The sequence below is a fragment of the Rothia terrae genome (genome assembly GCF_012396615.1).
In the GTDB taxonomy this organism is placed as follows: Bacteria; Actinomycetota; Actinomycetes; order Actinomycetales; family Micrococcaceae; genus Rothia; species Rothia terrae.
This window is the reverse complement of sequence record NZ_JAAXPV010000018.1, coordinates 32,763-43,379: the sequence shown is the minus strand read 5'-3', so window position 1 is coordinate 43,379 and position 10,617 is coordinate 32,763. Positions and strand designations below refer to the sequence as shown.

The following is a 10,617-nucleotide window of genomic DNA, read 5'->3' as shown; positions in this document are numbered from 1 at the left end:
AACAACAACCCTATAAACTTCTCAAAACCACCGTCTGACTAGGAGCTTTACCCACTCCCTCGCCGCGACGACTCATACAACTATACGCACATGCTCCCCGGTGTGCAACTCGAGAGACCGTACCCTATGTCACAAAAATACTCCTTTTGCAACATTTTCCCACGTCAACCCACAAAAAACAAGGTGAAAAGTTTTTCTAAAAATTTTCAAAAGCCCTGTTTTACCTAGTAAATAGCCCATTTTTGTAAACCAGAGCATAAATCTACATCACAGATAAACACAAAGCGGGGTCTTTCACTCTGAAAGACCCCGCTTATTTCCACCGTCAATTAGCTAGTGGCAACTTCTACGACTGCCATGTTCTTTTTGCCTCGACGTACAACTGCGTACTTACCGAGCAACAACTGTTCACCCGAGATAGTCGCATCCTCACCCTGAACCTTCACGTTGTTAATAGCGGCACCGCCCTCTTTCAACGTACGACGCGCTGCTGACTTCGACTCTGACAAACCGGTCTCAGTCAAAACAGTAATCATATCCAGCTCATCGGCAGACAAGACTGCATGAGGAAGTTCAGCAGTAGCAGCCTTCAGAGTTGCTTCATCAAGTGCCTCAAAATCGCCCTTACCGAACAACGCTTCAGATGCCGCAATCACCTTACGAGTAGCATCCTCACCGTGAACCAGCTTGGTGACCTCAAACGCCAAAGTCTTCTGAGCCTCACGCTTAAAGGGAGCTTCATCAGTCAACTTCTGCAACTGAGCAATCTCATCACGAGACTGAAAGGTGAACACCTTCAAACGATCAGCGACATCAGCATCAGCAGTATTCAACCAGAACTGGTAGAAAGCGTACGGTGAACACATCTCGGGGTTCAACCAAATAGCATTGCCCTCGCTCTTGCCAAACTTAGTACCATCCGCGTTAGTAATCAGCGGTGTACCAATAGCATGAACGCTCTTGCCTTCAGTTTTACGAATTAGCTCGGTACCCGAAGTAAGGTTACCCCACTGATCTGAACCACCGGTCTGCAACGAACAACCGTAACGACGGTTAAGCTCGCGGAAGTCATTACCCTGCAAAATCTGGTAGGAGAACTCGGTGTACGAAATACCCTCATCAGAATTCAAACGCTTAGCCACGATCTCTTTTTTGACCATGGTGCCCACGCGGAAGTTCTTACCAATCTCGCGCAAGAAATCAATAGCAGAAAGCTCAGAAGTCCATTCCAAGTTATTGACCATACGTGCAGCGTGCTCGCCCTCAAAGTCAAGAAAACGCTCAATCTGCTCACGCAACTTATCAACCCAGCCCTGGACAATCTCGGGTGAGTTCAACACGCGCTCTGACGTCTGACGGGGATCACCAATCAAACCAGTCGCACCGCCCACAAGGCCCAGCGGGTTATGCCCCGCCAACTGGAGACGACGCATCAACAACAGCTGAACCAAATGACCCAAATGCAACGAGGCAGCCGTGGGATCGTAACCGGTATAGAAAGTCAAAGACTCCTCAGCAAGCGCCTTCTCCAACGCTTCTTCATCGGTAGAGACGTGAACGAGTCCACGCCATTTGAGTTCCTGCCAGATGTTCTCAAAAGAATCATCGTTATGCTGTTCTGCCAAATGCTGAGCAGTCAAGACTTACTCCAATTCAAACTAAGGGCGGTATACAACCGATATGACTAAAAAATTACCAGTTCTGCCCGTCCTAATCCACCGGCGGATAGTGCCTCAGCCAGTGAAAAGACAGGGCAATGAACCGTTAGTTGATTCCTGCCGGCAGCGGCTTTGACGCAACAAGATGCAAACGCTGAGTAGGACGAGTCATCGAAACATACAAGTCACCCACTGAACCGTTGGCTGCTTCGACTAGGTGAGCCGGTTCAACGATGATGACAACATCAAATTCAAGACCCTTTGCTTCCCACGGTGTGAGCACAAGAATCTGATGCTCCAATGCGCTCTCGCTCGTCCCTGTTTTACCTCGATGCGCGCGTCCAACCGCCTGAGCAACCTCTGCGTACTGACGGGGATCGACAATGACACCAATCAGACCTCCACCCGAAGCCTCAACCTCATGAGAGACAGTCTCCACAGTTTGAGCCACCAGCCGTTCCGGTGAAACTTCAGCAATCAAAGGACCAGATTCGCCCTCTCGAACCGCACGAGGAGCAGAGATTTCAAGACCGGCGGCACGAGCCACTGCAACCGCCGCATCCGAAATCTGGGCAGGAGTACGGTAATTAACCGTCAGCTCATCAAGGTGGAAGCGCTCCCCCACAAAAGGTTCCAATGCTTGCGCCCACGACTTAGAAGCCGCTGCAGAGGACGCCTGCGCAATGTCACCTACGATAGTGAAAGACTTCATGGGGCAACGGCGCATCAGCAAACGCCACTGCATCGGCGAAAGCTCCTGAGCCTCGTCGACCACCACGTGACCGTACGCCCAGGTGCGATCGGCATTCGCCGCAGACGCCGCAGTCATACGACTGATGCTTTCCTCATTGAGATTAGTAATCTGCTCGGCAGTAATAATGCCATCTGCACCAATATCTTCAAGCGCATAGTGCATGTTCTCCAACGCCTTATTCGCGTTTTCAATATTTGCCTTATGCTCAGCTACCGCACGCGCAGCAGCAGCGGCACCGGTGACCTTTGAAAAATCGCCCAGTAGCTCAGCTGCCTCATCAAGCAAAGGAACATCAGACTCAGTAAACGGCGCATCGGATGACCGGTGCAGAAGATCGCGCTCTGTTTCAGAAAGTACTCCCGCAGTAGCGGATTCCAAGTAATGACGCTTCGCAAACAAAGAACGCACAAGGGTCTCCGGCGATAGCGGCATCCACAACAAATTCAGTGCACGGCGGACGTCCAAAGACTCGCGGACGTCGTCCTGAAGGTAAGGACGATCAACCGCGCGCCCCGCTGAAGCATCCAGCTTTTCATTGAGCTGCTTGGTGAGGTCTTTGAGAAGAACCTTCACGAATGTCTCGCGAGCCTCATTATGAGTCTTGCCCGTTGAACGGGCAGTTGCACGAGCATGTTTGACCATCTTAGGAGTCAACTCAATATCGGTAGAGTCAACATACAGACGCTGGTTCTTGGCGGGAATCTTCTGACGATCAGCAACAGCCTGCTTGATAACATCAGCCATTTTTAAATCGCCTTTGATACGCGCAATCTCCGGGTTAGTTTCCGGTACCGCGCGCAAACCAGGATACAGAGTTGCCAACGAAGACATCACCACGCCGGTCTCACCCAACGAGGGCAAAACACGCTCGATATACCACATGAAAGATGCGCTCGGACCAACGACCAAAACGCCGGCGTTATTCAAACGTTCACGGTAGGAATAGAGAAGATACGCAGCGCGGTGAAGTGCCACAGCCGTCTTACCTGTGCCGGGGCCCCCCTGAACCACGCGAACGCCCGGTAAATCAGCACGAATAATCTTGTCCTGCTCAGCCTGAATCGTTGCAACGATATCGCCCATGCGTCCGGTACGCTTACGGTTCAGCGCCGCAAGAAGCGCGCCCTCACCATGCAAAGCATCATCGTCTTCAAGAACAGAAGCATCCAGTACATCGTCTTCGATACCCACAACGTCACGTCGTTCCAGCATCAAATGACGCCGGCGGCGAACCCCCCGACGATCAAACGCAGTAGCCTGATAAAAAGTGCCTGCCTCAGGTGCACGCCAATCAATCATCAAGCGCTCATGATCCTCAGTGGCCAAGCCGATACGACCGATATAGCGCGAGCTCTCATCATCCATATCGAGCTTGCCAAACACCAGACGGTGGTCCACAGCATTCAACTGAGCCAGGCGATCCTCATAATGCTGCGCATAAGCATCACGTTCAGAGCGATTTTGATGGCCGCCCACCGACTGATTACGCCGCACGCCCTTCAATTTCGATTCGTTCTCAGCACGCAACTGATCAAGGCGTGTATACAACATCGAAACGTACTCACGCTCAATAGCAATCTGCTGAGCTAACGCGTCGTTAGACGTCTGAGTGCCCTGCTCATTTTGACGCTGCTTAGATTCGGTCACAAGTACCCTTCCACCTGAAAAATAAAAACTCTGCGCTATCATCGATTTCACGTTGAAAGTACGATGCACAGAAAGCGGAGATTAATCTTACTCGCTTTACGTCCCAACTAAAACCCGCTCCCTTAGGTTCGAGAACCGGCAGGTATAAAAATAGCCAAGAAGCGAAAATATCGCGTCCTCAGCCATTTTTCTTTATCTACTTACTCTGTAGTGAGACTCAAGCTCTCCACACGGTGATCGCCCATCTTAGAACGGCCGCCCAAACCATCAAGCTCCATCAAAAAACCGACGCCTGCAACTTCAAGTTTGGCCTGTTCCATCAATGAGATTGCGGCCTCAACGGTTCCTCCCGTGGCCAAAATATCATCGAGAATAAGAACTCGCTGACCTGCCGGGATATCTTCTTTATGAATCTCAATCGCAGCGGTACCGTACTCCAAGGTGTATTCAGCTTGGAAAGTTTCACGCGGAAGCTTACCCGCCTTACGAACTGTCATGACTCCCTTGCCCGTCTTATATGCGAGGGCGGCTGCCATCAAAAACCCGCGAGCTTCAACACCTGCCACAATGTCGTACGTACCCTCAAAACGGTCCGCTAACTCGTCGATACTGCGCTTAAAAGCAACGGAATTAGCAAACAAAGTGGTGACGTCATAGAACAAAATACCCTCGTGCGGAAAATCAGGAATCTGCGCACAAGCAGCAGGCACAAGTTCGTCAATTGGCATTTCAGCGAAATTGGGCTGAGACATCAAAAACCTTAGAAAAATCGACAGTAAACCAGATGCAAGTATACGTCACGCATCAACAACACACCGAGCTAGTAAAACATCTCCAGCGTTCAAGTAACGTCCCCGTACGGGGTCATAGATTCTTACGCTACTCACTTCATATTGATGTTTTACTAGCTCGGCTGAAGTACGTACTAACGTAAAGGGCTGCTAGCTAATAACTTGCGGACGCTGTGCAAAATCTCGCTGGGCAGACAGCTCCTTCTTGAGCTGAACCAGCTGTTGCTCAACAGCTGACGGTGCAGTACCGCCCTGGGCGCTTCGCGAGTTCAAAGAACCCTCAACCGTCAGCACTTCGCGGACGCCAGGCGTAAGATCTGAGGAAATCTGAGCGAAATCCTCGTCAGTGAGATCCCAGAGCTCAATTCCCTTTTCTTCGCACACCCGCACCGCGTCCCCCGCAACTTCGTGCGCGACACGGAAAGGTACTCCCTGACGCACCAGCCACTCCGCAACGTCCGTGGCTAAAGCGAACCCCTGGGGCGCAAGCTCCGCTAAACGCTCCGTGTTGAACTCGAGAGTATCAACCATTCCAGACACAGCAGGCAAGAGCACTTCAAGCTGATCAATAGCGTCAAAAACAGGCTCTTTGTCTTCCTGCAAATCGCGGTTGTAAGCCAGCGGAAGTGCTTTCAACGTCGCCAACAGCCCCGTCAGATCACCAATCAAGCGTCCTGCCTTACCGCGAGCAAGCTCAGCGATATCGGGGTTCTTCTTCTGAGGCATGATCGATGATCCAGTCGAGAAGCTATCGTGCAACTTGACGAACGAGAACTCTTTCGTCGCCCACAAAATCACTTCTTCGCTCACACGAGACAGGTCTACAGAAATCATGGCGGCAATCCACGCGAACTCAGCGTAAACATCGCGAGATGCGGTACCGTCGATTGAGTTCCACGTTGCCGAGTTGAAGCCCAAATCCTCGGCGACAGCCTCAGGATCAAGCCCCAGTGAAGACCCTGCGAGCGCACCAGATCCATAGGGCGATACCGCCGCGCGTTTGTCCCAATCCAATAAACGGTCTAGGTCGCGGCTAAGTGCCCAACCATGTGCTAAAAGATGATGCGAGAGCAACACCGGTTGCGCATGTTGCAGGTGGGTTCGCCCGGGCATGGGTGCGTAGGGGTGCTTTTCGGCTTGGGCGATCAACCCGTCAATGACGGCGATTATCCCACTGGCAATAATGGATGCGTGATCGCGCAGGTACATGCGTCCCAGCGTCGCAATCTGGTCGTTGCGCGAACGTCCTGCTCGCAACTTGCCACCGAGTTCTGTACCGGCACGTTCAATCAGCCCTCTTTCAAGAGAACCGTGTACATCTTCATCTGACTCCGCCGGGGCATAGTCGCCAGAACGCACATCGGCTTCGAGCTGATCAAGAGCATCGAGCATTCCGCCTAATTCTTCGTCTGTCAGCAGCCCAGCTTTCTTCAGCACTCGAGCGTGGGCTCGGGAACCGGCAATATCGTAGGGCGCCAAACGCCAATCGAATTGGGTTGACTTTGAAAGAGCAGCCAAAGCGTCCGACGGACCGCCAGCAAAACGACCGCCCCATAGCGCGCCGTCATTAGTGCCGTGTTTTTCGTGAGAAGACATCACTAAACCTCATTGTTGACCTGGTATAGAACGGTGAAAATTCAAGTTGGTAGGGCTCAGATCCAGGTGTCCAAGCCCTACCAGCTATTGCGTCTTACAGCGGGTTAATTCCCAGGTTCTGATCGCGACGTGAAGCAACCTTTGAAGACATACCGAACAACTCGATAAACCCACGTGCCTGTGACTGGTCGAAGCTGTCGCCTTCATCGTAGGTAGCCAAGTTAAAGTCATAAAGCGAAGTATCAGAACGACGGCCGGTAACAACCGCACGTCCACCGTGCAGATCCATACGAATCTCGCCGTTAACCATTTGCTGGGTATCAGCGATGAAAGCATCCAATGACTTCTTCAGGGGTGAGAACCACTGGCCGTCGTAGACAAGCTCTGTCCAGCGCTGACCAACAGTCCTCTTAAAGCGAGCCTGTTCACGTTCAATCGTTACGTTTTCGAGCTCTTTATGTGCCGCGATGAGAGCCATCGCGCCGGGAGCCTCGTAAACCTCACGAGATTTGATGCCCACCAAGCGGTCCTCAACAACATCGATGCGTCCAATCCCCTGAGCGCCTGCGCGGCGATTCATCTCTTGGATAGCCTGCAAAGGAGTGACAGGCTGACCGTCAAGAGCAACGGGAACACCTCCTTTGAAGGTGATAACTACGGTGTCGGGAGCGGGAGAGAACGTGGGATCGTCAGTGTAGTCGTAGACATCTTTGCTGGGACCGTTCCAAATATCTTCCAAGAAACCCGTTTCAACCGCGCGACCCCATACGTTCTGATCGATAGAGAAAGGATTCTTCTTAGTAGTAGCAATGGGCAGATTATTCTTCTCTGCGTAGTCAATTGCCTTATCACGAGTTAGGGCAAGGTCACGCACAGGCGCGATGCACTTTAGATCTGGGCCGAGGGTCTGGATACCAACCTCAAAACGAACTTGATCGTTGCCCTTACCGGTGCATCCGTGTGCAACGGTCGTAGCACCAAATTCACGAGCTGCCTTGACCAAGTGCTTTGAAATAACGGGACGCGAGACAGCTGAGACCAGCGGGTAAGCCTCCATGTATAGTGCGTTAGCTTGCAAGGCAGGCATGCAGTATTCATTAGCGAACTCATCACGCGCATCCGCCACATAAGCTTCTACCGCGCCGCAGTCTAGAGCGCGCTGGCGAATGGTTTCAAGGTCTTCTCCACCCTGCCCTACGTCTACCGCCATTGCGACTACTTCAGCTCCGGTAGCCTCAGCAATCCAACCGATTGCTACTGAGGTGTCGAGACCACCCGAGTATGCAAGTACGATGCGCTCTTTCATTGCAGTTCCTTTCAAAGTTTTATTCAACTACACATAATTATTCACAAGTATTTATATTCATGCAACCCAACCTAGGTAATACTTAGAAATTTTCCATAAAAATTTGCTTTTTAACATCAAAAACGGGCAAGCTATTCAGCTTGCCCGCCTTGAACGACCTCTTATTGAGCGCCTAGCGCTGTGTGCGTTCCACCATCATCTTTCGCAATTCAGTCTTCAAAATCTTACCGGTCGGCCCCAGCGGTAACTGACGAATAATCTCATAGCCACGGGGGTACTTATACGACGAAAGCTTTTCACGACACAGCTCTTCAACTTCGCTCAGCACAGTGGCCTCATCTTCTTCAGTCACATCTTCGGTTGGGGTAATGAATACCTGCACCTCTTCATCAACCTTAGGATGCGGGTAGCCCACAACCGCACACAGGTGCACTCGCGGATGGGTGTAGATGATGTCTTCGATATCGCGCGGATAAATGCTGTATCCATTGCGCAACACCATATCTTTCTTACGATCAACAATAAAGATATTGCCCTTTTCATCGAGCCTCACAATATCGCCCGTTGCAAACCAAGCACCGTCAAAGACTGCCGCATTAGCTTCCGCGTTATTCCAGTAACCAGCCATCACGTTCTCACCGCGAACCCACAGCTCACCGGTTTCGCCCTGCGCCACAGGCTGACGATTTTCATCGCGCACCTCAACCTCAACACCGGGAATAACAGGGCCAACTGAGCCAATCAGCGTGCCAGTTTCGGGACGGTTGAAAGATACAACGGGCGAGGTCTCGCTCAGACCGTAACCCTCATAGATAGGCACGCCCAACGAGTTCTTAAACTGTTCATGAATGTACTCCGGCAAAGCGGCACCACCAGAAATTGTTGAACGCAAAGTACCGCGATATTGTGCTGCGTCCTCCCCCATCTTTTCTAAAGCAACCGCAATAGCGGCAAACATACTGGGCACCGCAGAGACATTGGTAACGCCGGTTTCTTTCATCAGGTTAAGTGCGCCCTTAGGCGTAAAACGAGGAAGCAAGGCCACGGAAGCGCCCGCAAAGAAAACAGCGTTCATAGCTACAGTCTGACCAAATGCGTGGAAAAGCGGCAAGCCACCGAAAATCACATCTTCACCGGTATACCCAAAGACGCTCGCAGTTTCAGAGGCATTGGACATCATATTCCGATGAGTCAACGTTGCACCCTTAGGATGGTTTGTCGTGCCGGAAGTATAAAGAATCACGGCAGGATCAGCACCGGTTACAGGCTCAGGCCCCCACGAGTAATCATCAAGGACAGGTAGCTGATAGGTAGCATCTAATTGCTCTACGGCAACTCCTGAGGACTCAGGAAGAGCCCGCGCGCTCTCAGCAACACGGGTTCCATCCCACGTCACTAAGATCTCCGCCTCGGAATGCTCTAACTGGTATTTCAGCTCATGAGCGCTCAGCAAAGGGTTGAGAGGAACACAAATCGCACCCAAAGAAATAATCGCGTAGTAGTAAACCGGCATGAAAGGCACGTTAGGCAGCGACAGCGCAACACGCTTGCCCGGCTCAGCACCGTGGTTTTGAAGGACGCGGCGCGCAGCAGCTACCGAAGCATACAGCTCACGGTAGGTCATCGATTGATCCGCCCAATACATAGCGGGACGGTTATTGGAATGATGATTGGCCACGAAAGATGCAAGGTTGTGCGTTGAAGTCGCTGATTCTACGGTAAGGCTCACGTTATCCTACCTCGGTCAATTACTAATACAAGGTACTAAGTTATCAGTGTCTGAGTTCACGAGGGATGCGTACTTGCATCTGTTAGCGTTTTTCTTGTGTGTCCACTAAAGGACCTCTACGAAACACCCGCCTTGCGAACCAGACGATGCGTACAGTTAATACACACTAAAAATCTCCCCATTATAAGGATTTCCATGTCAGGCGAACTCACGCAAGAAGAAATTGAATTTCTCAATTCTGTCTTCGATTTAGCTCGCGATGGCAAGGTCACCGGTCTACATTCTCTGATCACTCAGGGTGTGCCGGTAGATCTCACCAACGCGAACGGCGATACTCTGCTCATTCTCGCTTCCTACCACGAAAACATTGAGGTCGTGAACATGCTGATTAACGAGGGCGCTGATTTAGACCGCATGAATGACCGCGGGCAAACGGCGTTAGTGTGCGCAGTTTTTCGCAATAATCTACAGCTTGCCCAGTTGCTTCTCGATAGTGGAGCGAACCCTTCATTGGGAAACCAGACTCCGCTGGATGTTGCTCGGTATTTTGAATACGCGCATATGCAGGAGTTACTAGAGAAACACTAAGCACAGATCAGATGCACTAAAGGCCACCTACCGTCAGATGATAGGTGGTCTTTGGTGTCAGTCCTTATTCTGCCCAGGTTAAGAAACGGTCAGCGAGCGCTTCTCCGCCTTCTTTGTCGCGAGTAATCACCATGACGGTGTCATCGCCCGCGATGGTGCCTAGAATTTCGTCAATTCCTGAGTGGTCAATTGAGGATGCGAGGAACTGCGCCGCTCCAGGCGGAGTGCGAAGAATGACAAGATTTCCTGAGGCTTCTGCGGTGACAAGGAGTTCTTTGAACAGGCCAACCATGCGAGAGTCCGGTGCATCGGATGCTGTGCGACGTACCGGGTGGTTGGGGACCGCGTAGATGAGGCCGGCTTTAAGGTCGCGTACGCGCTCTGCGCCGATTTCGACGAGGTCGCGTGAGAGGGTTGCCTGAGTTACTTTGACGCCATCGTCAGTGAGTAGCTGTGCAAGTTCAGCCTGCGACCGCACTCGGTTGCTCTGCAGAATTTCAATGATGCGAGCTTGTCGAGCTGTTTTTGTTGCTGGAATAGCCATGATT

The 10,617-nt window shown here is 51.6% G+C and carries 8 protein-coding genes; 1 reads left to right on the top strand and 7 read right to left on the bottom strand.

Features of this window, described 5'->3' with window-relative positions; genetic code table 11:
- Positions 1 to 329: 329 nt before the first annotated feature.
- The 6 genes from tyrS to HF984_RS09625 form a co-directional block, all read right to left on the bottom strand.
- The gene (gene tyrS / locus HF984_RS09650; protein ID WP_168615465.1) at positions 330 to 1,640 is read right to left on the bottom strand and encodes a tyrosine--tRNA ligase; all 1,311 of its coding nucleotides are present in this window, start codon (positions 1,638 to 1,640) and stop codon (positions 330 to 332) included.
- 124 nt (positions 1,641 to 1,764) lie between these two features.
- The gene (locus tag HF984_RS09645) at positions 1,765 to 3,963 is read right to left on the bottom strand and encodes a HelD family protein (RefSeq protein WP_247596588.1); all 2,199 of its coding nucleotides are present in this window, start codon (positions 3,961 to 3,963) and stop codon (positions 1,765 to 1,767) included.
- 296 nt (positions 3,964 to 4,259) lie between these two features.
- Positions 4,260 to 4,811 carry an adenine phosphoribosyltransferase gene (locus HF984_RS09640; RefSeq protein WP_247596583.1) on the bottom strand — a complete coding sequence of 184 codons (552 nt, stop codon included), beginning with the start codon at positions 4,809 to 4,811 and terminating at the stop codon, positions 4,260 to 4,262.
- Between the two features lie 189 nt (positions 4,812 to 5,000).
- Positions 5,001 to 6,446, bottom strand: a complete 1,446-nt coding sequence (gene argH, locus HF984_RS09635) for an argininosuccinate lyase (RefSeq protein WP_168615463.1) — start codon at positions 6,444 to 6,446, stop codon at positions 5,001 to 5,003.
- Between the two features lie 94 nt (positions 6,447 to 6,540).
- Entirely contained in the window at positions 6,541 to 7,752 is a 1,212-nt protein-coding gene (locus tag HF984_RS09630; protein ID WP_168615462.1) for an argininosuccinate synthase, read from the bottom strand.
- A 172-nt stretch (positions 7,753 to 7,924) separates the two neighbouring features.
- Positions 7,925 to 9,481 (bottom strand): AMP-binding protein, encoded by a 1,557-nt coding sequence (locus HF984_RS09625; protein WP_168615461.1) that lies wholly within the window; start codon positions 9,479 to 9,481, stop codon positions 7,925 to 7,927.
- Positions 9,482 to 9,676: 195 nt separating this feature from the next.
- On the opposite strand from HF984_RS09625, the gene HF984_RS09620 reads away from it, so the two are divergent.
- Positions 9,677 to 10,069, top strand: coding sequence for an ankyrin repeat domain-containing protein (locus HF984_RS09620; RefSeq protein WP_168615460.1), 393 nt, complete (start codon positions 9,677 to 9,679; stop codon positions 10,067 to 10,069).
- Positions 10,070 to 10,133: 64 nt separating this feature from the next.
- Here HF984_RS09620 and HF984_RS09615 read toward each other — a convergent pair whose 3' ends face one another.
- A complete protein-coding gene (locus HF984_RS09615; RefSeq protein WP_168615459.1) occupies positions 10,134 to 10,613 on the bottom strand; it encodes an arginine repressor in 480 nt (159 codons plus the stop codon).
- Between the last annotated feature and the right edge of the window lie 4 nt (positions 10,614 to 10,617).

What these genes read in the sequence shown, in the direction of transcription:
- HF984_RS09645 (WP_247596588.1), bottom strand. Translation starts at nt 3,963, where the DNA reads ATGTTGTATACACGCCTTGATCAGTTGCGTGCTGAGAACGAATCGAAA.
- HF984_RS09620 (WP_168615460.1), top strand. Translation starts at nt 9,677, where the DNA reads ATGTCAGGCGAACTCACGCAAGAAGAAATTGAATTTCTCAATTCTGTC.
- HF984_RS09640 (WP_247596583.1), bottom strand. Translation starts at nt 4,811, where the DNA reads ATGTCTCAGCCCAATTTCGCTGAAATGCCAATTGACGAACTTGTGCCT.
- HF984_RS09615 (WP_168615459.1), bottom strand. Translation starts at nt 10,613, where the DNA reads ATGGCTATTCCAGCAACAAAAACAGCTCGACAAGCTCGCATCATTGAA.
- HF984_RS09630 (WP_168615462.1), bottom strand. Translation starts at nt 7,752, where the DNA reads ATGAAAGAGCGCATCGTACTTGCATACTCGGGTGGTCTCGACACCTCA.
- argH (WP_168615463.1), bottom strand. Translation starts at nt 6,446, where the DNA reads ATGTCTTCTCACGAAAAACACGGCACTAATGACGGCGCGCTATGGGGC.